The organism is Streptomyces sp. NPDC048434 (assembly GCF_043200375.1).
In the GTDB taxonomy this organism is placed as follows: Bacteria; Actinomycetota; Actinomycetes; order Streptomycetales; family Streptomycetaceae; genus Streptomyces.
The window spans coordinates 42,488-66,449 of sequence record NZ_JBICXQ010000018.1; the positions used below are offsets into that span (position 1 = coordinate 42,488).

A 23,962-nucleotide genomic window follows, 5' to 3' on the forward strand; every position below is an offset into this window, starting at 1 on the left:
AACCCTTCGCCACCCGTCCCGGCGATCTAACCTGGCCATCATGAGCGAGTGCACACACGTTGCCGAGCAGCCGCGCCCCGAACCGGGCCCCCTGAGCGCCACCTGCCTGGAGTGCCTGGCCGTCGGCAGCCACCCCGTACAGCTGCGGAAATGCCTGGTCTGCGGCCACGTCGGCTGCTGCGATTCCTCGCCGTACCGGCATGCGACTCGGCACTTCGAGGAGACCGGCCATCCCGTGATGCGGACGCACGAACCGGGCGAGTCCTGGCGCTGGTGCTTCGTCGACCAGCAACTGGTGTGAAGTACCTCCGGGCGCCCGTTTAGCCTTCACCTATGATCCGCGAAGCGACTCCCGACGACGTCCCCGTCATCCTGGCCATGATCGGCGAGCTGGCGGCGTACGAGCGTGAAGCCGAGGCCGCGCAGGCCACCGGGCCACAGCTGAAGGAGGCCCTCTTCGGGCCGCAGCCGGCCACCTTCGCACTGATCGCGGAGGCCGAGGGAGCCCCGGTGGGCTTTGCCCTGTGGTTCCGGAACTTCTCGACGTGGACGGGCACGCACGGTGTCTACCTGGAGGATCTGTACGTCCGCCCCGAGGCGCGCGGCGGCGGCCACGGCAAGGCGCTGCTCGCGGCCCTCGCGGAGATCTGCGTGGCCCGCGGATACGAGCGTTTCGAGTGGCCAGTCCTGGATTGGAATGAACCGTCCATCGGCTTTTACCGCTCCGTCGGCGCTTTGCCCATGGACGAATGGACGGTCTTCCGGCTCACTGGAGAGGCACTGCACAACCTTGCGGGCACCTCACGTGTCAACGGAGCGTAATCGTCATCGATTTGACAGTGCACACCCCTAGCCACTGTCCGTACCCGTGGCTTTACAATCAGTGACAGCGAGGGCGTCGGGCGAACCGGGGCCGGATCGCCGCCGGCAGGCAGCCGTGCTCCTTCCGGGCGACACCGGCCCGCAGATCGCGATAGCGTCACAGCCGAACCATGTGTCGCGCCGGATCGTTCTCCTTTCGTCCGAGGGGAGAAAGGACCGGCGCGAACATCCCGAACAACGCGAATATCGCGCATTCCAGCTCAACCAGCTTGTGCCACCTTGGAGGTGAGGGTGTCCCAGATCGCAGGCGAGCCCGGGACTCAGGACTTCGTGGAAGTCCGTCTGCCCGCTGCGGGTGCCTACCTGTCCGTGCTGCGTACGGCTACGGCCGGACTCGCAGCCCGCTTGGACTTCACCCTCGACGAGATCGAGGATCTGCGCATCGCGGTCGACGAGGCCTGCGCGATCCTGCTGCAACAGGCCGTTCCCGGCAGTGTGCTGAGCTGCGTCTTCCGCCTCATCGACGACGCACTGCAGGTGACCGTTTCGGCCCCGACAACCGATGGCCGCGCCCCGGAGCGCGACACGTTCGCCTGGACGGTGCTCTCCGCACTGGCCGGCAAGGTCGATTCCACGGTCGCGGAGGACCGCACGGTCACCATCAGTCTGTACAAGGAGCGCGGCACCGGTCCCGGACCGTCATGACCGAACAGGGGGCCCCGTGAAAGATCTCGAGCGCGGCGGGCGGATGGCGTCCAGTGCGACCATCCCCGAGCAGCAGGCCCGGCCACATCCGGTGGGCGTAGACGACCACGGCGGCCGGTTGGATGCGGCGGAGCAGGCAGAGCGGGCGGACCACATGGAGCAGAGCGAGCAGCCGGGCCGGCAGGCGCATCAGCACGATGCGCCGGCCCCCGAACACCAGCGGCAGAATCAACAGCATCCCCACGAGCCGCACGACCGCAGCGGCGCCCGGGCGATGTTCTACGAGCTGCGCAAGCTGCCCGACGGCTCCCCTGAGCGCGCGGAACTGCGCAACGCCCTCGTCCGTATGCACCTCCCGCTCGTCGAGCATCTGGCCCGGCGGTTCCGCAACCGTGGTGAGCCGCTGGACGATCTGACCCAGGTCGCCACCATCGGTCTGATCAAGTCCGTGGACCGCTTCGACCCGGAGCGCGGCGTGGAGTTCTCCACGTACGCCACCCCCACCGTCGTCGGCGAGATCAAACGGCACTTCCGTGACAAGGGCTGGGCGGTCCGCGTCCCGCGCCGCCTCCAGGAGCTGCGGCTGTCGCTGACCACCGCGACCGCCGAGCTGTCCCAGCGGCACGGACGCGCACCCACGGTCCATGAACTGGCCGAGCATCTGGCGATCTCCGAGGAGGAGGTCCTGGAGGGGCTGGAGTCGGCCAACGCCTACAGCACGCTCTCCCTGGACGTCCCGGACACGGACGACGAGTCCCCGGCCGTCGCCGACACCCTCGGCGCCGAGGACGAGGCGCTGGAGGGCGTGGAGTACCGCGAGTCCCTCAAGCCGCTGCTGGAGGACCTCCCGCCGCGCGAGAAGAAGATCCTGCTGCTGCGCTTCTTCGGCAATATGACCCAGTCGCAGATCGCCCAGGAGGTCGGCATCTCCCAGATGCACGTCTCCCGCCTGCTGGCCCGCACCCTCGCCCAGCTGCGCGACAAGCTGCTCGTCGAAGAGTGAACGACGACTGAGCGGGGCGGGCGGGGCTCTTACGGGCTCCGCCCCTCGTGCGTTCCGGGCCCGGTCCGTGTCCCTTCAGACCCGACCGTCCGCCCGTCCCTTCAGACCCGACCGTCCGGACGGGCCGCACCCGGGACGGTCCTCAGGGCGTCTCCCGCGGCCCGATGCCCAGCGCCTCGGTGGCCGTCGGATTGACCAGCAGAACGAGCACGGTCAGCGCGGCCACGGCCAGCCCGATCCCGGCCGCGATCAGCGCGCCACCGCCGTTCACGAGCGTCCAGGCCACCGGCAGCGCCACGATCTGGGTGATCAGCGAGGGCCCCCGGCTCCAGCGGCGGCGCAGCCACAGCCCCCGCGCGGCCACCAGCGGCAGCACCGCGAGCGCCAGGACGGTCAGCCCGCCCATTTCCGCCTGCTGCGGACTGTCCGGCGATCCGGCGAGACCCATGATCAGCATGTACGCACCGAGGGCGGCGAGCGCGAGACCTTCGACCGCGGTGAGCGCTGCTGCGGCGCTCAGCCGGGCGGGCCGCGGGCCGGTCGGCTCGGGCGCGGCGGGGGCGCCGGCGGCTCGGGACGCGGACTGCTTCTGCTGACTGCTCACCCCAGCAGGGTAGCGCCGGCCGTCGCGGCAGCCGCGGCGGCCGGGGCTGCCCCGGAGCCGGACGGGCCGTATGGCCGGTACCAGCAGGTAGGTACGCTGCTCCATATGCGCGCACTTCTCGTGGTCAATCCCGCAGCAACCACCACCAGTGCCCGCACCCGTGAGGTACTCACCCACGCGCTCGCCAGCGACCTCAAGCTGGAGGTCGCACAGACGCGGTACCGCGGGCATGCCCGCGATCTTGCCCGGCAGGCCACCGAGGGCGGGGAGACCGACCTGGTGGTGGCGCTCGGCGGCGACGGCACGGTCAACGAGGTCGTCAACGGTCTGCTGGCGAACGGCCCCGATCCGGACTCGCATCCCCGGCTGGCCGTCGTCCCCGGCGGCTCCACCAATGTCTTCGCCCGCGCGCTCGGGCTCCCCAACGACGTCGTCGAGGCGACCGGCGCTCTGCTGGACGCACTGCGCGACGGCAGCGAGCGCACGATCGGCCTGGGGCTGGCCGCCGGCACCCCGGGCAGTGAGGACGAGGGCGTACCGGAGCGCTGGTTCACCTTCTGCGCCGGGTTCGGTTTCGACGCCGGTGTCGTCGGCCGGGTCGAGCAGCAGCGCGAACGCGGCAAGCGTTCGACGCACGCCCTGTACGTGCGACAGGTCGTACGGCAGTTCCTGCGCGAGGCGAACCGCCGGCGGGGCATCATCACCCTCGAACGCCCTGCCGGGGCCGAGGGCTCCGCGAGGCGCGTCGAGGACCTCGCGCTGGCCATAATCTGCAACACCGCCCCGTGGTCCTACCTGGGCAATCGGCCGATCTACCCGTCACCGGACGCCTCGTTCGACACGGGCCTGGATCTGTTCGCACTGAGCAAGCTCTCGCCGCCCGCGGTGACCCGGTACGCCACCCAGCTGCTGACGTCAACACCCCAGCGCGGACCCCGGGGCAAGCACGCACTCTCACTTCATGACCTCACGAACTTCACCTTGCATTCGCAGGTTCCCCTGCCGTTCCAGATGGATGGTGACCACCTGGGACTGCGTACGAGTGTGACGTTCACAGGCGTTCGCCGTGCACTGCGTGTGATTGTGTGAGCAGTAGAGCCTAAAGTCCTTTCACTCGAACGTTTAGGCTGGTTCCCACCCCCTGGAATGACGGCTGTGAGCTAGGCGACACCAAGGAATCAAAAAAAAGTTTCCGGAAGGGGTTGTATCCGCAGCCGAGGTTTGCGAGTCTCTTCATGGCGATCGGGACGGCCGCTTTACCGGCCCCCTTGAGAGCCCGAATCCTCCTCCTCATTCCACAGGACCGCGCCAGTTCTCGACTGGAGTTCGGCCCTTCCCTTGTGGAGGGATTCGTGAAAGCGTTCACATTCACAAGCAACGATCCCGTCACACGAGGAGATGGAGCAGCCATGGACTGGCGTCACCGCGCCGTTTGCCGCGAGGAAGACCCCGAGCTCTTCTTCCCTATCGGCAACACCGGTCCTGCGCTGCTGCAGATCGAGGAAGCCAAGGCCGTCTGCCGCCGCTGCCCCGTCATGGAGCAGTGCCTGCAGTGGGCGCTCGAGTCCGGCCAGGACTCCGGCGTCTGGGGTGGTCTGAGCGAGGACGAGCGCCGCGCAATGAAGCGCCGTGCAGCTCGCAACCGGGCGCGCAACGCCAGCGCCTGAGCCAGCAGCCCCGTGGCCCCCGAGCCGCAGCGCGCAGTACCCCCGATGCAGGTCCGGAGCTGACAGGCCCGGTCGTTATCGCATCGCAATAGCTTTGAGCCCCGGACCGGATGGGTCCGGGGCTTCCTGCTGTTCAGGGCCGGGCGGGGGCCGGTGAACCCGTCGGCCGGCCCCCGGTCTCAGTGCTGCTTCTCGGCCCGTACGGGTACGTCGAGGATGACCTGGGTACCGCGCTCGGGCGCCCGCACCATGTCGAACTTTCCGCCCAACTCCCCCTCCACCAAGGTCCGTACGATCTGCAGCCCCAGGTTTCCGGCGCGCTGCGGATCGAAGCCCTCGGGCAGGCCGCGGCCGTTGTCCTGGACGGTGACCAGCAGCCGCGGTTCGGTACGGCTGCCGCCGCGCACCGCGCCGACCTCGACCGTGCCGTGCTCCGTCTGGTCGAAGGCGTGCTCCAGGGCGTTCTGCAGCACCTCGGTGAGCACCATCGACAGCGGGGTGGCCACCTCGGCGTCCAGGATGCCGAAGCGTCCGGTGCGGCGGGTGGTCACCTTGCCCGGGGAGATCTCCGCGACCATGGCCAGCACCCGGTCCGCGATCTCGTCGAACTCGACCCGCTCATCGAGGGTCTGGGACAGCGTCTCGTGCACGATTGCGATCGAACCGACCCTGCGCACGGCCTCGTTGAGTGCCTCGCGGCCCTGTTCGGAATCCATCCGGCGGGACTGCAACCGCAGCAGCGCGGCGACCGTCTGCAAATTGTTCTTCACCCGGTGGTGGATTTCCCGGATGGTGGCGTCCTTGGTGATCAGTTCCCGCTCGCGACGTCTCAGTTCGGTCACATCGCGCAGCAAAACCAGCGAACCGCTGTGTGTCCCCTTGGGCTTGAGCGGAATGGCGCGCAATTGGATAACGCCTTCCTCGCCCTCGACCTCGAATTCCCTGGGGGCCCAGCCGCTGGCGAGCTTGACCAGCGCCTCGTCCACCGGGCCGCGGGCGGGCGCCAGTTCGGCGGTGGCCTGGCCGAGGTGATGGCCCACGAGGTCCGCGGCGAGTCCGAGCCGGTGGTAGGCGGAGAGCGCATTGGGGCTGGCGTACTGGACGACACCGTCCGCGTCGAGCCGGATCAGTCCGTCGCCGGCCCGCGGCGAGGCATCCATGTCGACCTGCTGGCCGGGGAAGGGAAACGTTCCGGCAGCGATCATCTGGGCGAGGTCGGACGCGCTCTGGAGGTAGGTGAGCTCCAGCCGGCTGGGGGTGCGTACGGTCAGCAGGTTGGTGTTGCGGGCGATCACACCGAGCACCCGGCCATCGCGGCGTACCGGGATGGACTCGACGCGTACCGGGACCTCCTCCCGCCACTCCGGGTCGCCCTCCCGGACGATGCGGCCCTCGTCCAGGGCTGAATCCAGCATGGGACGGCGGCCACGGGGAACGAGATGGCCGACCATGTCGTCCTGATAGGAGGTGGGGCCCGTGTTGGGCCGCATCTGGGCGACCGATACGTAGCGGGTGCCGTCGAGGGTGGGCACCCACAGCACGAGGTCGGCGAAGGAGAGGTCGGAGAGCAGCTGCCACTCCGAGACCAGCAGATGGAGCCACTCGAGGTCGGTGTCGCTCAGAGCGGTGTGCTGGCGTACGAGATCGTTCATGGAGGGCACGTCTTGGAGCCTACCGGCGTACGGTGTATCTGTTGTGTCTGCACGGGCATGGACAAGTAAGAATGGTCTAGTCCAGAATTCAGCAAAGACCTCCGCTCTCCCCGCACAGGAGAGCGGAACGAGGCCGAAGGCGCTCTCTGCCCTGACTGCGCCGAGGCCTCCGATCGACCGGTCCCTGGGCGGGACCGTGCCCCTACCGCACACAGGGGCGCCTTCCGCCCGCTAGGCGGGGCCGGCCGATGTCAGCTCCGGGCTGCGGTGCCGGACAGGTTGAGGGTCCTGTCCCGGCGCCGCGGCCCGCGGGTGCTTCCGGGGCCTTCAGCGGGTGGTTGCGCCCGCCGCCCCTCCCGGCCAGGCGTTCAGCGGGGATTTCCGCTCGCCGCCCCCGGCCAGGCCTTCAACGCCAGCTCGGCGATCGCTTCCAGCTCCGTGCGCTCCGCGCCGTCCCGCGCCTGCTGGGACATGCCCTGGACGACGGCACTGACGTAGGTCGCCAGCGCATCCGCGTCCGTGTCGGGGGGTAGCTCGCCGGAGGCGATGTCCGCCCGGATGGCGCGGGCGATCTCCCGGACGGTCGAGCGCCTCATCTCCCGCAGGGATGCGGCGACTTCGGATGACGCGGGCGAGGTGTTCAGGGCGGCGCTGATGACGAGGCAGCCGCGGGGGCGGCCGGGAAGGGTGTATTCGACCGCGGCCTCGCGCAGCGCCCGCTCGACGCCCCGGCGGGCGGTCGGCTCCTCGGCCACGGCGCGGGCGAGGAAGCCTCCGTGGTGCCGTCCGTACTCGGCCACGACCTCGTCGAACAGTGCCCGTTTGTCGCCGAAGGCGGCATAGAGGCTGGGGGCGCTGATGCCCATGGCGCGGGTCAGGTCGGAGATCGAGGTGGCCTCGTAGCCCAGCTCCCAGAAGGAGCGGACCGCCTGCTCCAAGGCCGTCTCCCGGTCGAAGGACCGGGGCCGGCCGCGTCGCTTCGTCGCCTCGGTCGTGCGGGTCTCCTTGGTCGCCATGACGGAATTCTATAGCGGGCGGTACGGAACGCGTGCTACGGTTTTTCTGTAGCGAGCGATACATAAATGGCTCGGCGCGAAGGCACACACGTCGGCACGGGCAGACGCAGGCGGGCGTGCGGCCAGAGACATCCATGTCCGGATCAGGGAGGGGCACTGCCATGAGTGCGCTCAGCGGCAAGACGGCACTGGTGACCGGCGGCAGCAGGGGGATCGGACGGGCGATCTCGGAGCGGCTGGCGCGGGACGGCGCGCGCGTCGGGGTGCATTACGGCCGGGACGAGGCCGCGGCCAAGGAGACGGTGGCGAGCATCGAGGCCGCGGGCGGGCAGGCCTTCACCGTGCCCGCGCGACTGGGCGGGGCGGGCGGACCCAAAGCGCTGTGGGCGGCGTTCGACCCACAGGCGGACGGCCTCGACATCCTGGTCAACAACGCCGGCACGGACGGCAGACGGGAGCCGATCCCCCGGGTCACCGAAGCGGACTTCGACCATGTCTTCGCGGTCAACACCAAGGCGCCGTTCTTCATCACCCAGCTCGGTCTGAGCCGGCTGCGGGACGGCGGCCGGATCATCAACACCTCGACGGGGCAGACGCACGGGAGGGCCAAAACCGAGCTGATCGCCTACGCCATGACCAAGGGCGCGATCGATGTCTTCACCCGGACCCTGGCGAAGGAGCTGGGCCCGCGCGGCATCACGGTCAACGCCGTCGCCCCCGGCGCGGTCGACACGGACATGAACGCCGGCTGGTTGCGCGGAGCGGCGAACGCCGAGGCGCAGGCGACGGTCCGGGCGATGTCCCCGCTGGGCCGGATAGCGGACGCCACCGACATCGGTGATATCGCGGCCTTCCTGGCCTCGGACGACAGTCGTTGGGTGACGGGACAGTGGATCGATGCGACGGGAGGTGCGCTGCTCTGACGGCATCCGGAGACGTCTGACGGGGTCTGATGCCGTCCGGCGGGGCCGGAAGGCGGTTGCCGGTCGCCCGTTGTCGGTTGCGGGTTGCGGAGGACAGGTGCCCGACTCGTCATCACCCCGACGGGAAAACGTGCCCTTGTGTTCGGAAGCGCCGCCGGGTCCGGAGGCCTCCGCTCTGATAGATTGGTCTATACCACATGAGACCATTCTCCAGAACGGCAGGCCAAGCGTGGAAGTTGTCATCGTTCCGGACGCCACGGCAGGCGGCGAGCTGATCGCGGGAGCCATCGCCGCCCTGCTGCGCCGTAAGCCCGATGCGCTGCTCGGTGTGGCCACCGGCTCTACCCCGTTGCCGATTTACGAGGCGTTGGCGGCGAAGGTCCGGGCCGGCGCGGTGGACGCCTCACAGGCACGGATCTGCCAGCTCGACGAGTACGTCGGTCTGCCGGCCGGGCACCCCGAGTCCTACCGTTCGGTGGTCCTGCGCGAGGTGGTCGAGCCGCTCGGCCTCGGCGAGGACTCGTTCATGGGGCCCGATGGTTCGGCCGAGGACGTCCAGGCCGCCTGCGAGGCGTACGACCGTGCGCTGCGTGCGGCCGGCGGTGTGGACCTCCAGCTGCTCGGCATCGGCACGGACGGGCACATCGGCTTCAACGAGCCCTGCTCGTCGCTCGCTTCGCGTACCCGTATCAAGACGCTGACCCAGCGGACCCGGGAGGACAACGCCCGGTTCTTCGACAGCCTCGACGAGGTGCCGCACCACGTCATCACCCAGGGCATCGGCACCATCCTGGAGGCCCGCCATCTGGTGCTGCTGGCCACCGGCGAGGGCAAGGCCGATGCCGTGGCCCATGCCGTCGAGGGCCCGGTCGCCGCTCTGGTACCGGCGTCGGCGCTGCAGCTCCACCCGCATGCGACGGTCGTCGTGGACGAGGCCGCGGCCGCCAAGCTGAAGCTCGCCGACTACTTCCGTGCCACGTACGCCGCGAAGCCGGAGTGGCAGGGGATCTAGGGGATCTAGGGGATCTGGGGAATCCGGGGTCCGGGGGCGGCAGCGCGTCGTCGGGCGGCATCCCGCGGGGTACGGCAGCAGAGCCGCCGGGAGGCGACCGGAGCAGGTGCCGGGAGGCGACCGGAGCAGGTGCCGGGAGGCGACCGGAGCAGGTGCCGGGAGGCGACCGGAGCAGGTGCCGGGAGGCGACCGAAGTGGGTGCCGGGAGGCGACCGGAGTGGCTGCCGGGCTGCAACCGGGTGGTCCTGCGGGCCGCCTCTGCCGCGTCGCGTCCGGGGTGGCCCGCCGTCGGACCTGAGTGAGCGGCAGGTTCCGAGGGAGCGAGCGCCGAGTGCCGCAGGGATCCACCGCGTCGGAGCCGATGGGGCACCCCGCATCGCGCCCCCATCGGCTCCGACGCGAGTGGGCCAGCGCCCGCGCCCGATGGCTCCGACGGGGCGCGGGCGTGGCTCACTCCCCGCTTGCCGGCTCCCGGCGTCCCGTGAGGACTTCGGCGGCGGCCCGTCCGCAGACGCGGGCGGCCCCGTGGGTGGCGATATGGGGGGCGCCTCGGGGCGGGGACTGGGGGACGCCCATTTCGACGACCGCGGTGTCGGGGCGGGCGGCGAGGAGGGTGCCCAGCGCGTCGGCCATCCACGGATGGCGGTGGACGTCGCGGACCACGGCGACGACGCGGCGGTCCCCGGCCGCCGTGAGCAGACCGTCGATCAGCGCGGCGGGGCCGACCGCGGCGGCGGACTCGGGGGTGCAGGTGGTGGTCTCGGTGCCCGGGAGCAGGCGGGCCAGTTCGGCGGCGACGCCCCAGGGCGTGTCCTCCCCCACGGCGATATTGGCGAGGGGGGTGAAGGCGGCGACGTAAGCGGGCGTGGCCAGTGGCTCGTACGGGCCGTCGGCGGTGAGGCGCAGGGCGCGCCGGGCCGCGGTGAGACCGATCCCGGGCGCGGGCACGGTCCCCTCCCCCGCGCCCGCGCTGCGGGTCCAGCGCGCCAGGGCACGCACCCGGCCCGCGGCGTCGGCGAGCCGGTTCTCCGACAGCTCACCGTCGTGCACCGCCCGCACCAAGGCGTCACGCAACCGCAGCACGGTGTCCTCGTCCGCCAGTCCGCCGCCCACACAGATGGCGTCGGCACCGGCCGCGATGGCCAGCACGCTGCCGCGTTCGAGGCCGTAGGTGGCGGAGATGGCCTGCATCTCCATCCCGTCGGTGACGATCAGTCCGTCGAAGCCGAGTCCGCCCTCGGCGACGGGGGCGCGCAGCAGACCGTGCAGCGCGGCCGGGCTGAGCGTGGCGGGGCGGTCGCCGTCCAGGGCGGGCAGCAGGATGTGTGCGCTCATCACGGCCCGGGTGCCGGCGGCGATGGCGGCGCGGAACGGCACCAGTTCGCGTTCGTGGAGGGTGGCCAGATCGGCGGCGATGCGCGGCAGGTCGTGGTGGGAGTCGACGGCGGTGTCGCCGTGGCCGGGGAAGTGCTTGGTGCAGGCGGCGACACCGGCGGACTGCAGGCCGTCGACGTAGGCGGCGGTGTGCCGGGCCACCAGCTGCGGGTCGGCGCCGAAGGAGCGGACGCCGATGACCGGGTTGGCGGGGTTGGAGTTGACGTCGGCGGAGGGCGCCCAGTTGAGGTTGATGCCACAGTCGGCCAGCCGGCGGCCGAGTTCACGGGCGACTTCGCGGGTCAGTGCGGTGTCGTCGACGGCACCGAGTGCATGGTTGCCGGGGAAGGAGGACCCGCCGCGCACTTCGAGGCGGGTGACATCGCCGCCTTCCTCGTCGATGGCGACGAGGAGGTCCTCCCGTTCGGTACGCAGCCGGTCGGTCAGTGCGGCGAGTTGGGCGGGATCGGCGACATTGCGGCCGAAGAGGCCGACCGAGGTCAGGCCCTCGCCGAGCCGGCGCAGCAGCCAGTCGGGGGCGACGGTGCCGTCGAAGCCCGGCTGGAGGACGGCGAGCGCGTCGCGGGTGAGGGTGTCGGCGGAGCGTACCGAGCGTGCGAGCGGGGTCATGGGCTGCGTTATCCCTTCACTGCGCCGGAGGTGAGACCGCCGACCGCCTTGCGTTGCAGGAACAGGAAGAGGACCAGGATCGGGACGGCGAAGATCGAGGCGGCGGCCATGGTGGCACCCCAGTCGTCCCCGAACTGGCTCTGGAACTGGGAGAGCCACAAGGGGAGGGTGCCCATGGCCGGTTCCTTGTTGAGGACCAGCACGAGCGGGAATTCGTTCCAGGCAGTGATGAAGCCGAAGAGCGAGGTGGCCATGAGACCGGGCGCCAGCAGCGGGAAGACCACCTTGAGGAACGCCTGGCGGCGCGAGCAGCCGTCGACCATCGCGGACTCCTCCAGCTCCTTGGGCACCGCGGCGACATAGCCACGGAGCGTCAGCAGGGTGAAGGGCAGCACCATCAGCATGTAGAAGCAGGTGAGCGGCACCAGGCTGTTGAGCAGATCCGCGTCCCGGACGATCAGGTAGATGGAGATCACCATGACCTCCCAGGGCGCCATCTGGGCGATCATGAAGGTCAGCAGGATGCCCCTGCGGCCCTTGAAGCGCATACGGGTCAGGGCGAAGGCCCCGCAGAGCGCGATCACCAGCGAGAGGCCCACGGCGAGCACGGTCACCACGACCGAGTTCCCGGCCAGGGTCCAGAAGTGGGGGGCGTTCACCGCCGTCGCGAAGTGCTCGAAGGTGCCGTGGAAGGGAAACCACACGGGCTCTTCGGTGATGATGTCCCGGGTCGGCTTGAAGGCCGTACTGAACATCCAGTAGACGGGGAAGACGAAGCCGAGGGCGAGCACGATCGCCGTGGCGTTGGGCCAGATGCGGCCGGCCGTCGCAAAAGCAGTGCGCTTCACCGCTCGTTCTCCTCTTGCTGTTCCTGCCTGAGCGTCAGTCGCAGGTAGTACGCGGTCATCGCGAGCAGCACCACGATCGTCAGCAGGGAGATCGCGGCGCCCATGCCGAAGTGGAGGTTGCCGACGCCCTCGGTGAAGGCGTAGATCGGCAGTGTCTCGGTGAGCCGGTCGGGGCCGCCCTCGTTGATCGCGAAGATCTGCGGGAACGCCTTGAAGACCCAGATGATCTCCAGGAACGTCGTGGCGAGGAAGAACGGCTTGAGGAAGGGGAAGGTGACCGACGTGAACACCTGCCAGGTGCCGGCGCCGTCCATCCGGGCCGCTTCGTAGAGCTCCCTGGGGATGGTCGTGGTGGCGGCGTAGAGGTTGAGGGCCACGAAGGGCAGTGACTGCCAGACGATGAGTACGGTGATGACGAAGAACGTCGACAGCTGGGTGCCGACCCAGTCGTAGTGGGCCATGGCGTGCCAGCCGGCCTTGTCCAGCAGCCAGTTGACGACGCCGTAGCGGGAGTCGAAGAGCCACTGGAAGACGGTGGTGGCGGCGATCACCGGCATGGCCCAGGCCAGCACCAGCGCGAGGGACAGCGTGAGGCGCATCTTCTTGCCGAGCCGGGCCAGCAGCAGTCCGATCAGCACGCCGAGGACCATGATCAGGACGACATTGACCGCGGTGAAGACGAGGGTGCGGAGGGTGACCCGCCAGAACTGCTCGCTGCCCAGGATCTCTTGGTAGTTGCCGGTCCCACGCCAGTCGGTGAGGTGCTGGATCAGCTCCTTCATATTGAGGTTCTGGAAGGAGAGCAGCAGGTTGCGGACCATGGGCCAGCCCAGGAGGACCGCGGTCGCGAGCAGGGCGGGCAGCAGCAGGAGATACGGGGCGCGGCGGGCGGGGGCAAGAGGAGCGCGGCGGGCGGGGGCAAGAGGAGCGCGGCGGGTGGGGGCATGAGGGGCGCCGCGGACGGGGGAAGGGGCGCCGCCCCCGTCGCCCCGTGTAGGCGGGGCGCCCCCCTTGCCGGTCTGCGGCGCGGGCTTGTCCACACCGTCGTCGAGCTGCACTGCCATGGGCCCCTGCTCCCCCTTGTTGCCGTGAAACCTCGGTGCACCTGCTGCCACACACATCACGCACCTACGGGGCCGGGGACGGCCGGCCCCGCAGGCGGCCGGCGGTTACTGCTTGGCGAGCCGCGCGTTGATCTCGGATTCGATGTCCTTGGCGGCATCGGCCGGGGACTTACCGCCCAGAACGGCCGTCATATAGCTCTTGATCGGGTTCGGTACGTTCTCCACCGCGGCCCACTGGGGAATCAGCGGAGTGGTGCCGCCGGACTTCTCCGCCGCGGGCGCAGCGGCCGCCGCGGCCGGGTTCTCCTGTGCGGCACCGGCCAGGTCGGCGGACTTCGGAGTCCAGCCGACCTCCTTGACCATCTGTCCGTCGTTCTGCTTCGACAGGGCAACCTTCAGGAATTCCTTGGCGAGTTCCTGGTTCTTGCCCATACCGGCGACGGCGAAGTTGGAGCCGCCGAGGAATACGCCCTCGGGCTTGGCCGCGGTCTCACCGGGGATGGTGAAGAAGCCGATGTCGTTCTTGATTTCCGGGTTGGCCTTGATGGCGGTGGCGGCCTCGTAGCCCATGGCGATAACGGCGCCGGTCTTGCCCTTGGCGAAGACCTCGGCCTGCTGCGGAGTGGCCTCGTCCTTGTTCTTGGGGGCGGTGCTGAAGGCCTGGTACTGCTTGTAGATGTCCATGGCCTTGGAGACCTTGGGGTCGCCGAGGTTGGAGACCCACTTGCCGCCCTGCTTCTTCACCAGGTCGGCGCCGGTGCCGATGGTCAGGCCGTCGAAGAAGTACCAGTTCTGGCCGGGGAGATACAGCGGCTCGGCGCCGGTCTTCTTCTTGATGGTGTCAAAGGCCTTGAAGAGCTCATTGCGCGTCTTGGGGGTGCCCTTGAGACCGGCCCGGTCCCAGATCTTCTTGTTGTACATCACCACGCGGTTTCCGGCGTACCACGGCAGTGCGTACTGCTTTCCGTCCACGAGCGAGGCCTTGTTGAAGGCGTCGTTCCAGTCGGAGCCGATCTCCTTCTTCAGATCGCCGAGATCGGCCAGGGCACCCGCCTTGGCGTAGGCGGCGGTCTGGGTGTTGCCGATTTCGACGACGTCCGGCGGGGTGTCCTCGGAAAGGGCGGTGCTCAGCTTCTGCTGAATGCCGTTCCACTGCTGGACCTTGAACTCGACGGTGGCGCCGGTCTTCTTCTTGAACTGCGCGGAGACCTGTTTGGTCCACTGCGCCGGATTCGAACCACTCATCACCCAAACGGTCAGCTTCTGGCCCTTGAAGCCATCCGCGCCCGCCTTGTTGCCGTCGCTGGACCCACAGGCAGCGACACTCACCAGCATTCCCGCGACCGCCGTCGCTGCTATGAGCCCACGCTTCATTGCGCTCTCCCCCAAAGGCCGGGTGTGGTCTTTAATGGTTTAGACCAGTGCCCGCAGCTTGGCCTAGACCTTTTGGGGTGTCAAGGGTGTATAAGAGTCGCTGTCAGGTCCGTTACCGGACCGACATCTGGCGAGCCGGGACCTGCAAGGGAGCGCGGGAAACCCACCCGTGCCACGATGTGAGCCGCTACGTACGGAGGAGCCGGTGACGGCAGCACCACAGGAGTCGGAGAGGCGGGGCATGGAGACGGACGGGGGCAACGGTGCCGGCAGCGGGGGCGGCACGCGCACCGCGCGGGTACCCAAGTACTACCGCCTCAAGCGGCACTTGCTGGAGATCACCGAGACCCTGCCGCCCGGCACCCCGGTCCCGCCCGAGCGCACCCTCGCCGCGGAGTTCGACACCTCGCGCACGACGGTGCGTCAGGCCCTGCAGGAGCTGGTCGTCGAGGGCCGATTGGAACGCATCCAGGGCAAGGGCACCTTTGTCGCCAAGCCCAAGGTGTCCCAGGCACTGCAACTGACGTCCTATACGGAGGACATGCGGGCCCAGGGGCTGGAGCCCACCTCCCAGCTGCTGGACATCGGCTATGTCACCGCCGACGACCGGCTCGCCGGCCTGCTCGACATCACCACCGGCGGCCGGGTGCTGCGCATCGAACGGCTGCGACTGGCCAGCGGCGAGCCGATGGCCATCGAGATCACCCATCTGTCGGCGAAGCGCTTTCCCGCGCTCCGCCGCAACCTCGTCAAATACGCCTCCCTCTACACCGCGCTCGCCGAGGTCTACGACGTCCGCCTGGCGGAGGCCGAGGAGACCATCGAGACCTCGCTCGCCACCCCGCGCGAGGCCGGTCTGCTGGGCACGGACGTCGGCCTGCCGATGCTGATGCTCTCCCGGCACTCGCTCGACGCACAGGGGCAGCCGGTGGAGTGGGTGCGCTCGGTCTACCGGGGCGACCGCTACAAGTTCGTCGCCAGACTGCGCCGCCCCACGGACTGACCCGCCACCCCGGGGTACGGCGCGCCCCTCGACGCCCCCGCTTCCGTCACCGCCTGCCCTAAACCGGGATGAACCAGGCAATTGACCGCGCAGCGGGGGTGCCTCCGGGTGGATTCTTCATACCGATATGCGGACAGCTAGTGACGCGCGCCACGCCCCTGCCATAGATTTCCAGCCGATTACACAGGCAGCAGCCAGGGGACGGAGCCGCGGTCATGACACAGTCGGTCGAATCACCGGATCGCAGACAGGTGGTCACACCCACGCGGGTGATCGCCGGAGTCTGCCTGATCGCTCCGTTCGTGGCGATGCTGTGGGTGAGCTCGTACGCCAGGATCGAGCCGAAGCTCATCGGGATCCCGTTCTTCTACTGGTACCAGATGACGTGGGTGCTGATCTCGACCGTGCTCACGGTGATCGCGTACAAGCTGGTGCAGCGTGAGCAGCGCGCCCGCAAGGGCGGTGTGGGCCGGTGAATCTCACCACGACAGCGGCGAGCACCTCCGAGGCTCTCGCCGCCTCCTCGACCAAGGGCATCAACGGCGTGGCCCTCGCCGTCTTCATCTTCTTCTTCCTCGCCGTGACGGTCATGGGGTTCCTGGCCGCCCGCTGGCGCAAGGCCGACCAGTCCGCCAGCCTCGACGAATGGGGGCTGGGCGGCCGCAGCTTCGGCACCTGGGTGACATGGTTCCTGCTGGGCGGTGACCTCTACACCGCGTACACCTTCGTGGCCGTCCCGGCGGCGATCTACGCGGCGGGAGCGGCCGGCTTCTTCGCCGTGCCGTACACCATCCTGGTGTACCCCCTCATCTTCACCTTCCTCCCCCGCCTCTGGTCGGTCTCGCACAAGCACGGCTACGTCACCACCTCCGACTTCGTGCGCGGCCGCTTCGACTCCAAGGGCCTGTCGCTGGCCGTGGCGCTCACCGGCATCCTCGCCACGATGCCGTACATCGCGCTCCAACTGGTCGGCATCCAGGCCGTCCTGGACGTGATGGGCATCGGCGGCGGCGAGCACACCAACTGGTTCGTCAAGGACCTGCCGCTGCTGATCGCCTTCGCCGTGCTGGCCGCGTACACCTACTCCTCGGGTCTGCGGGCACCGGCGCTGATCGCGTTCGTCAAGGACGGGCTGATCTACCTCGTCATCACCGTCGCGATCATCTACATCCCGATCAAGCTGGGCGGCTTCGACGCGATCTTCGACACGGCCGGCAAGGCGCTCGCCCAGCCCGGCCCGGTCGCCGGCAAACCGCGTGGCGAGCTGATCAGCGGCCCCAACGCCCAATGGGGGTATGCGACCTTGGCGCTCGGCTCGGCGCTGGCGCTCTTCATGTACCCGCACTCGATCACCGCGACGCTGTCCTCGCGCAGCCGCAATGTGATCCGCCGCAACACCACCATCCTGCCGCTGTACTCCCTCATGCTGGGCCTGCTGGCGCTGCTCGGCTTCATGGCGATCAAGGCCGGCACGGACATCCAGGGCAACCCGCAGCTGGCCATCCCGCAGCTCTTCGAGGACATGTTCCCGAGCTGGTTCTCCGGCGTGGCGTTCGCCGCGATCGGCATCGGCGCGCTGGTGCCCGCGGCCATCATGTCCATCGCCGCGGCCAACCTCTTCACCCGCAACGTCTACAAGGACTTCCTCAAACAGGACGCCACTCCCGAGCAGGAGCACAAGGTCGCCAAGCTGGTCTCGCTGCTGGTGAAGGTCGGCGCGCTGGTCTTCGTCCTCACCATGGACAAGACGATCGCGATCAACTTCCAGCTGCTGGGCGGCATCTGGATCCTGCAGACCATGCCGTCCCTGGTCGGTGGCCTGTTCACCCGCTGGTTCCACCGCTGGGCACTGCTGGGCGGCTGGGCGGTCGGCATGCTCTACGGCACGCTCGCGGCATACGGCGTCGCCAGTCCGACCCAGGCCCACTTCGGCGGCTCCAGCAAGGAGATCCCGGGCATCGGTGAAATCGGCTACATCGGCCTGACCGCCTTCGTCCTGAACGTCGTCGTGACGGTCGTCCTGACCATCGTCCTCAAGGCCGTCAACGCCCCCGAAGGCACCGACGAAACCAGCCCCGCCGACTATGCGGCAGACGCCGGCGACGAGGGCGTCGCCGCCGAACTGCCCCCCGCCACGGCAGGCGCACCGGCCGGCCACTGAACCACCGGCCCGCACACGGCTACGGGCCGCCACGTCCCCCGGGGCGCGGCGGCCCGTAGCCGTTTCCTGCCCCAAGGCGCGGCCCGTGGCGGGCCGGCGAGCGCGGTCATGGAGCCCTCCCCTGCTGCGCCGGACGGGCCGGGTTGCGTGCCGCAGGCCAGGGGGGAAGCCACTGACAGGCACTGTGTGATCACTCACGACACACTAGATGTGGTGGTGCAAGTGAAGAGGCGCCACCACATGTATGCTCGACCTCGCTGTCGCCGCAGGGGAATCCGGTGGGAATCCGGAACTGTCCCGCAACGGTGTTGGAGCGGGCTCGGTCGGCCGAACAACGGCCCTGGCACGCGCCCGTGAAGTCCGAAGACCTGCCGACGGTACGCCCGCACCGCCATGGGTGCGGACGTCGATACGTCCGGGCCCCGAGGGTTGGGCCGGTGGACGCCGCGCGGTGTGCCCGCGCACCCCTGACCAACACGGGGTGCCGCATGCCCGCGTGCGCCCGTCGCGTCCCTCTCCTCCTGGCCCCCGCCGAGTGAGGGAGAGCACCACGTGACCATCGCGCCAACGGAGCCCGCGTCAGACGCCGAGGTCGTGCCGCCCGCGGTGGCCACGCCTGCCGGTCCCGCCGACGGCGGACCGGGCGAGGACGGTCCGGGCGTCGCCCTGTTGCGCACCCTGACCGACCTGACCGCGGACCTGACCGCGACCGACCCCGGCAAGGTGGCCGCCGCCGCCCTGCGCGGCCGGCACGCGGGCTCCGACGAGGCCGAACTGCGGTCGCTGGCCACGGACGCCGCCGCCGGTCTGATCGGTGACGAGCCGCAGTACTCCAAGCTCGCCGCGCGTCTGCTCACCCTTGCCATCGCGGAGGAGGCGGCCGGACAGGGGGCGGTCGCCTTCTCCGCCTCCGTCGAAACCGGCCACCGCGAGGGCCTGATCGCCGATGAGACCGCGGAGTTCGTACGGACCCACGCGGCCCGTCTGGACGCGCTGGTCGACAAGGCGCTGGCCGACGGTGCCGATGACCGGTTCGGCTACTTCGGACTGCGCACCCTGCACTCGCGCTACCTCCTGCGCCACCCCACCACCCGTCAGGTCATCGAGACCCCCCAGCACTTCCTGCTGCGGGTGGCCTGCGGCCTCGCCGAGGACCACAGCGAGCGCGCGCTGGACGAGGTCGCCGAGCTCTACCGCCTCACCAGCTCGCTGTCCTACCTCCCCTCCTCCCCCACCCTCTTCAACTCCGGTACCCGCCACCCGCAGATGTCGTCCTGCTATCTGCTGGACTCGCCGCTGGACGAGCTGGACTCGATCTACGACCGCTACCACCAGGTCGCGCGGCTCTCGAAGCACGCGGGCGGCATCGGCCTCTCCTACTCCCGCATCCGCGCCCGCGGTTCGCTGATCCGCGGCACCAACGGGCACTCCAACGGCATCGTGCCGTTCCTGCGCACCCTGGACGCCTCGGTCGCGGCCGTGAACCAGGGCGGCCGGCGCAAGGGCGCCGCCTGTGTCTACCTGGAGACCTGGCACGCCGACATCGAGGAGTTCCTGGAGCTGCGCGACAACACCGGTGAGGAGGCCCGCCGTACGCACAACCTGAACATCGCCCACTGGATCCCGGACGAGTTCATGCGCCGCGTGGAGGCGGACGCCGACTGGTCGCTGTTCTCGCCCTCGGACGCCCCGGAGCTGGTGGACCTGTGGGGCGACGCGTTCGACGCCGCCTACCGCAAGGCCGAGGCCGAGGGCCGGGCGCTCAAGCAGATCCCGGCCCGGGTGCTGTACTCCCGCATGATGCGCACCCTGGCGCAGACCGGCAACGGCTGGATGACGTTCAAGGACGCCGCCAACCGCACCGCCAACCAGACCGCCGAGCCCGGCCAGGTCGTGCACTCCTCCAACCTGTGCACCGAGATCCTGGAGGTGACGAACGACGGGGAGACCGCGGTCTGCAACCTGGGATCGGTGAACCTCGCCGCGCACCTGGGCGACGAGGCCGCCGGCTGGGAGGAGGCGATGGACTGGGAGCGGCTGGACGCCACGGTCCGTACCGCCGTCACCTTCCTCGACCGTGTGGTGGACATCAACTTCTACCCGACCGAGCAGGCCGGGACCTCCAACTCCCGCTGGCGCCCGGTGGGTCTGGGACTGATGGGCCTGCAGGACGTGTTCTTCCGGCTGCGGCTGCCCTTCGACTCGCCGGAGGCGCGGGAGCTGTCGACCCGGATCTCCGAGCGCATCATGCTCGCCGCCTACGAGGCGTCCGCCGACCTCGCCGAGCGGCACGGCCCGCACCCGGCGTGGTCCGCGACCCGCACCGCCCGTGGTGTGCTGCACCCGGACCACTACCCGAACGCCGAGCCCGGCTGGGCCGACCGCTGGGCGGCGCTGCGCTCCCGTATCGCCGTGACCGGCATGCGCAACTCCCTGCTGCTGGCGATCGCGCCGACCGCGACCATCGCCTCGATCGCGGGCGTGTACGAGTGCATCGAGCCGCAGGTCTCCAACCTCTTCAAGCGCGAGACGCTCTCCGGCGAGTTCCTCCAGGTCAACGCCTATCTGATCGAGGAGCTCAAGGCGCTGGGGCTGTGGGACGCGCGGACCCGGGACGCACTGCGCGAGGCCAGCGGCTCGGTGCAGGACGTCAGCTGGATCCCGGCGGAGATCCGTGCGCTGTACCGCACGGCGTGGGAGATCCCGCAGCGCGCCCTGATCGACATGGCCGCGGCCCGTACGCCCTACCTCGACCAGAGCCAGTCGCTGAACCTCTTCATGGCGTCGCCGACCATCGGCAAGCTCAGCTCGATGTACGCCTACGCCTGGAAGCGCGGCATCAAGACGACGTACTACCTGCGCTCCCGCCCGGCGACCCGGATCGCGCAGTCCGCGCGCGGCGGCGCCGCCACCACCGCCCCCGTACCGCAGCAGGCCACCGACCCCGAGGCGGTCGCCTGCTCCCTGGAAAACCCCGAGTCCTGCGAGGCCTGCCAGTAATGACCACCGAGACCAACGCCGCGGCCGCGCACACCGCCACCACCGGCACCAAGAACCTCCTGGACCCGGGCTTCGAGCTGACGCTGCGCCCGATGCGGTACCCGGACTTCTACGACCGCTACCGCGACGCGATCAAGAACACCTGGACCGTGGAGGAGGTCGACCTCCACTCCGACGTCGCCGACCTCGCCAAGCTCTCGCCGGGCGAGCAGCACATGATCGGCCGGCTGGTCGCGTTCTTCGCGACCGGTGACTCGATCGTCTCCAACAACCTGGTGCTGACGCTCTACAAGCACATCAACTCCCCCGAGGCGCGGCTGTACTTGAGCCGTCAGCTCTTCGAGGAGGCCGTGCACGTCCAGTTCTATCTGACGCTGCTGGACACCTATCTCCCCAACCCGGACGACCGCGCCGCCGCCTTTGCGGCCGTGGAGAACATCCCGTCCATCCGGGAGAAGGCCGAGTTCTGCTTCAAGTGGATGGACTCGGTCGAGAGCATCGACCGCCTGGAGTCCAGGGCCGACCGGCGCCGCTTCCTGCTGAACCTGATCTGCTTCGCGGCCTGCATCGAGGGGCTGTTCTTCTACGGCGCCTTCGCCTACGTGTACTGGTTCCGCTCGCGGGGCCTGCTGCACGGGCTGGCCACCGGCACCAACTGGGTCTTCCGCGACGAGTCCATGCACATGGAGTTCGCGTTCTCGGTGGTGGACACCGTCCGCCAGGAGGAGCCCGACCTCTTCGACGACAAGCTGGAGCAGCAGGTCACCGAGATGCTCAAGGAGGCCGTCGAGGCGGAGCTGCAGTTCGGCCGCGATCTGTGCGGTGACGGCCTGCCGGGCATGAACACCGACTCGATGCGCGAGTACCTCCAGTGCGTCGCCGACCAGCGGCTGCAGCGGCTCGGCTTCGCGCCGGTCTACGGCTCGGAGAACCCGTTCTCCTTCATGGAGCTGCAGAACGTCCAGGAGCTGACCAACTTCTTCGAGCGCCGGGCGTCCGCCTACCAGGTCGCCGTCGAGGGTTCGGTCTCCTTCGACGACGACTTCTAGGAACCCACCGCGGCCCCCTTCGGCCCGCCCACCTGCCATTGTGAGCGTTCTGTTACCTCGGCAACCGGAGTCAGAGCCGCCGCATCTAGCTGGGCATGAAGCGCACGAAGGGGCGTCGCCGGTTCATCGACTATCCGCGGCAGGGACGGGAGGGTCCGCGCCGCTGGCTGCCGTCATGGCGCCAGTGGCTCGGCACCCTCTCGCTCGGCATCGTCGGCCTGGCCGGGCTGTTCGCCGCGGTCTACGCGACGATCGATGTGCCGAACGAGAATGCGCTGGCCGGCCAGGAGGCCACCGTCTATTACTGGGCGGACGGCAGCCAGATGGTGAGCGTGGGCGCCGTCAACCGGCAGAACGTCACCCTCGACAAGGTTCCCGACTCCGTCGAGAATTCCGTGATCGCGGCGGAGAACGCCACCTTCTACAGCGACGCCGGAGTCTCCCTCCAGGGCATCGGCCGCGCCCTGGTCAACATGGTCTCCGGCGAGGAGACCCAGGGCGGCTCCACCATCACCCAGCAGTATGTGAAGAACACCTATCTCTCGCAGGACCAGACGGTCACCCGCAAGGTGCGGGAATTCATCATCTCGCTGAAGGTGAGCAACCAGAAGTCCAAGCAGGAGATTCTGCGGGGATATCTCAACACCAGCTGGTTCGGCCGTGGTTCGTACGGCATCCAGGCCGCCGCCCATGCGTATTACGGCATTGACGCCAAGGACCTCGATCCCAGCCGGGGCGCCGTGCTGGCCGCCTTGCTGAAGGGGTCGGAACAGTACGACCCGGGGCTGAGCGAGGCCAATCACGCGCGGGCCGTGGCACGCTGGAAATGGATACTCGACCGGCAGGTCGCCACCGGGAAGATGAGCAAGGAGGAGCGGGCGAAATACCGCACCTTCCCCGAGCCCCGGGGGCAGTCCAAACCCACCAGCCAGGCTGGCCAGACCGGCTATCTCGTCGATGTCGCCAACAAGTTCATCAAGGCCGAGACCGGTCTGACCGACAAGGATCTGGCGCGCGGCGGCTATCGCATTCACACCACCTTCGACAAACAGCGCACCCACCGGCTGGAAAAGGCCGTGCAGGACGTCCGCCGGGACACCATCGATCCGACGCAGCGCGCGGCCGACAACTATGTGGAATTCGGCGCGGCCTCCGTACGCCCCAAGGACGGGGCGATCGTCGCGCTCTACGGCGGCGCGGACGCCACCCGGCACTTCAGCAACAACGCGGACACCACGGCAGTCCCGGCCGGCTCCGCCTTCAAGCCGTTCGTGCTGGCGGCCGCACTCCAGCGGCCGGACGACGAGCCCGCGGCCACCACGGCACAGCCGGTGGACCACAAGACCGGGTTCGAGGATCTGTCCGAGGCGCTGATGAAGGCCGAGAGCCCGCCGTTCGTCCAGGCCGGGCAGCGTATCGGGCTGGAGCGGATCCGTGATCTCGCGGTGGCCGCGGGGCTGCGCAAGGAGAGCATGGCCCGCCTGGAGCAGACCTTCCCGCTGGGCACCTCCGCCCCCAGCGCGATACGGATGGCGAGCGCCTACACCACCTTCGCCGACGGCGGGCTGCACACCGACCCGTACGCGGTGTCCGGGATGACCCACAACGGCAAGAAGGTATCCGGCTTCCACCGCCCCGAGCCCGTGCAGATCCTCGACGCCGGGGTCGCCCAGCAGGTGTCCAGCGCCCTGGAGGGAGTCGGCTGGCGCACCCTGGGGCAGCCGGACGACGCGAAGCCCCAGCAGCCGGTCGCGGCCGGCCGCACGGAGCCGGGCGACCGGATGAAGTCGGCGTGGTTCATCGGCAGCCCGTCTGCCCTCGGCCCGGAGTTCGGTTCCGTGCCCGGCACCGGATCGGGCAACGCGGGCGGTGTCCGCCCCGACCGGGCGCCCGGCGCCGCGGTGGGAAATGAGCCGACCACCGCCGTCACCATGTTCCGCAACAAGCCCGGAGCGCCCGAGCTGCTGCCGATGCAGGGCGTCGGCGGGTCCAGTACCGAGCTGGGGACCGACATCCCGCCGAAGATCTGGCGCGCCTACCAGCAGGGGTTGTGAG

The 23,962-nt window shown here is 69.4% G+C and carries 21 protein-coding genes and 1 riboswitch; of the genes, 14 read left to right on the forward strand and 7 right to left on the reverse strand.

Annotated features, from left to right (window positions below):
• The first annotated feature begins 40 nt into the window (after positions 1 to 40).
• The 4 genes from ACGFWI_RS21675 to ACGFWI_RS21690 all read left to right on the forward strand — a co-directional run bounded on the left by ACGFWI_RS21675 (position 41) and on the right by ACGFWI_RS21690 (position 2,530).
• Positions 41 to 301, forward strand: coding sequence for a UBP-type zinc finger domain-containing protein (locus ACGFWI_RS21675; protein ID WP_393907611.1), 261 nt, complete (start codon positions 41 to 43; stop codon positions 299 to 301).
• 32 nt (positions 302 to 333) lie between these two features.
• Positions 334 to 822, forward strand: coding sequence for a GNAT family N-acetyltransferase (locus ACGFWI_RS21680; protein ID WP_393907612.1), 489 nt, complete (start codon positions 334 to 336; stop codon positions 820 to 822).
• 291 nt (positions 823 to 1,113) lie between these two features.
• Complete coding sequence (locus ACGFWI_RS21685) at positions 1,114 to 1,527, forward strand: anti-sigma regulatory factor (protein WP_393907613.1); 414 nt, start codon at positions 1,114 to 1,116, stop codon at positions 1,525 to 1,527.
• A 43-nt stretch (positions 1,528 to 1,570) separates the two neighbouring features.
• Positions 1,571 to 2,530, forward strand: coding sequence for an RNA polymerase sigma factor SigF (locus ACGFWI_RS21690; RefSeq protein WP_393907726.1), 960 nt, complete (start codon positions 1,571 to 1,573; stop codon positions 2,528 to 2,530).
• 142 nt (positions 2,531 to 2,672) lie between these two features.
• On the opposite strand, the gene ACGFWI_RS21695 is transcribed toward ACGFWI_RS21690, so the two are convergent.
• Positions 2,673 to 3,134, reverse strand: coding sequence for a hypothetical protein (locus ACGFWI_RS21695; RefSeq protein WP_393907614.1), 462 nt, complete (start codon positions 3,132 to 3,134; stop codon positions 2,673 to 2,675).
• 105 nt (positions 3,135 to 3,239) lie between these two features.
• Between ACGFWI_RS21695 and ACGFWI_RS21700 the strand changes: the two genes are divergently transcribed.
• Both ACGFWI_RS21700 and ACGFWI_RS21705 read left to right on the forward strand, forming a co-directional pair.
• Positions 3,240 to 4,223 (forward strand): diacylglycerol/lipid kinase family protein, encoded by a 984-nt coding sequence (locus ACGFWI_RS21700; RefSeq protein WP_393907615.1) that lies wholly within the window; start codon positions 3,240 to 3,242, stop codon positions 4,221 to 4,223.
• Positions 4,224 to 4,543: 320 nt separating this feature from the next.
• On the forward strand, positions 4,544 to 4,801 hold the full coding sequence (locus ACGFWI_RS21705; protein ID WP_003983230.1) for a WhiB family transcriptional regulator: 258 nt from the start codon (positions 4,544 to 4,546) through the stop codon (positions 4,799 to 4,801).
• A gap of 179 nt (positions 4,802 to 4,980) precedes the next feature.
• On the opposite strand, the gene ACGFWI_RS21710 is transcribed toward ACGFWI_RS21705, so the two are convergent.
• Positions 4,981 to 6,453, reverse strand: coding sequence for a sensor histidine kinase (locus ACGFWI_RS21710; RefSeq protein ID WP_393907727.1), 1,473 nt, complete (start codon positions 6,451 to 6,453; stop codon positions 4,981 to 4,983).
• A gap of 368 nt (positions 6,454 to 6,821) precedes the next feature.
• Positions 6,822 to 7,469, reverse strand: a complete 648-nt coding sequence (locus ACGFWI_RS21715; protein WP_393907616.1) for a TetR/AcrR family transcriptional regulator — start codon at positions 7,467 to 7,469, stop codon at positions 6,822 to 6,824.
• Between the two features lie 161 nt (positions 7,470 to 7,630).
• Here ACGFWI_RS21715 and ACGFWI_RS21720 point away from each other — a divergent pair, with 161 nt between their 5' ends.
• Entirely contained in the window at positions 7,631 to 8,392 is a 762-nt protein-coding gene (locus ACGFWI_RS21720; protein WP_393907617.1) for an SDR family oxidoreductase, read from the forward strand.
• Between the two features lie 229 nt (positions 8,393 to 8,621).
• Positions 8,622 to 9,404 carry a glucosamine-6-phosphate deaminase gene (gene nagB, locus ACGFWI_RS21725; RefSeq protein WP_393907618.1) on the forward strand — a complete coding sequence of 261 codons (783 nt, stop codon included), beginning with the start codon at positions 8,622 to 8,624 and terminating at the stop codon, positions 9,402 to 9,404.
• Between the two features lie 450 nt (positions 9,405 to 9,854).
• Here the strand turns inward: nagB and ACGFWI_RS21730 are convergent, their stop codons facing one another.
• The 4 genes from ACGFWI_RS21730 to ACGFWI_RS21745 all read right to left on the reverse strand — a co-directional run bounded on the left by ACGFWI_RS21730 (position 9,855) and on the right by ACGFWI_RS21745 (position 14,694).
• Positions 9,855 to 11,408 (reverse strand): glycoside hydrolase family 3 protein, encoded by a 1,554-nt coding sequence (locus ACGFWI_RS21730; protein ID WP_393907619.1) that lies wholly within the window; start codon positions 11,406 to 11,408, stop codon positions 9,855 to 9,857.
• 8 nt (positions 11,409 to 11,416) lie between these two features.
• Entirely contained in the window at positions 11,417 to 12,256 is an 840-nt protein-coding gene (locus ACGFWI_RS21735) for a carbohydrate ABC transporter permease (RefSeq protein ID WP_393907620.1), read from the reverse strand.
• Positions 12,253 to 13,320, reverse strand: coding sequence for a carbohydrate ABC transporter permease (locus ACGFWI_RS21740; protein WP_393907621.1), 1,068 nt, complete (start codon positions 13,318 to 13,320; stop codon positions 12,253 to 12,255). Before ACGFWI_RS21740 ends, ACGFWI_RS21735 begins: the two co-directional genes overlap by 4 nt.
• A 105-nt stretch (positions 13,321 to 13,425) precedes the next feature.
• Positions 13,426 to 14,694: an extracellular solute-binding protein gene (locus ACGFWI_RS21745; protein WP_393907622.1), complete on the reverse strand. Its 1,269-nt coding sequence runs from the start codon at positions 14,692 to 14,694 to the stop codon at positions 13,426 to 13,428.
• A gap of 241 nt (positions 14,695 to 14,935) precedes the next feature.
• On the opposite strand from ACGFWI_RS21745, the gene ACGFWI_RS21750 reads away from it, so the two are divergent.
• The 6 genes from ACGFWI_RS21750 (at position 14,936) to ACGFWI_RS21775 (ending at position 23,961) form a co-directional block, all read left to right on the forward strand.
• The gene (locus ACGFWI_RS21750; protein ID WP_393907728.1) at positions 14,936 to 15,697 is read left to right on the forward strand and encodes a GntR family transcriptional regulator; all 762 of its coding nucleotides are present in this window, start codon (positions 14,936 to 14,938) and stop codon (positions 15,695 to 15,697) included.
• A gap of 215 nt (positions 15,698 to 15,912) precedes the next feature.
• Positions 15,913 to 16,173 carry a DUF3311 domain-containing protein gene (locus ACGFWI_RS21755; protein WP_393907623.1) on the forward strand — a complete coding sequence of 87 codons (261 nt, stop codon included), beginning with the start codon at positions 15,913 to 15,915 and terminating at the stop codon, positions 16,171 to 16,173.
• 59 nt (positions 16,174 to 16,232) lie between these two features.
• Positions 16,233 to 17,858, forward strand: a complete 1,626-nt coding sequence (mctP, locus tag ACGFWI_RS21760) for a monocarboxylate uptake permease MctP (RefSeq protein ID WP_393907729.1) — start codon at positions 16,233 to 16,235, stop codon at positions 17,856 to 17,858.
• Positions 17,859 to 18,085: 227 nt separating this feature from the next.
• Positions 18,086 to 18,249: riboswitch (cobalamin riboswitch) on the forward strand.
• 161 nt (positions 18,250 to 18,410) lie between these two features.
• On the forward strand, positions 18,411 to 20,858 hold the full coding sequence (locus ACGFWI_RS21765) for a ribonucleoside-diphosphate reductase subunit alpha (protein WP_393907624.1): 2,448 nt from the start codon (positions 18,411 to 18,413) through the stop codon (positions 20,856 to 20,858).
• The gene (locus tag ACGFWI_RS21770; protein WP_393907625.1) at positions 20,858 to 21,907 is read left to right on the forward strand and encodes a ribonucleotide-diphosphate reductase subunit beta; all 1,050 of its coding nucleotides are present in this window, start codon (positions 20,858 to 20,860) and stop codon (positions 21,905 to 21,907) included. The genes ACGFWI_RS21765 and ACGFWI_RS21770 overlap by 1 nt, the downstream gene beginning before the upstream one ends.
• Positions 21,908 to 22,002: 95 nt before the next feature.
• Positions 22,003 to 23,961, forward strand: a complete 1,959-nt coding sequence (locus tag ACGFWI_RS21775) for a transglycosylase domain-containing protein (RefSeq protein WP_393907626.1) — start codon at positions 22,003 to 22,005, stop codon at positions 23,959 to 23,961.
• Position 23,962 lies beyond the last annotated feature (1 nt).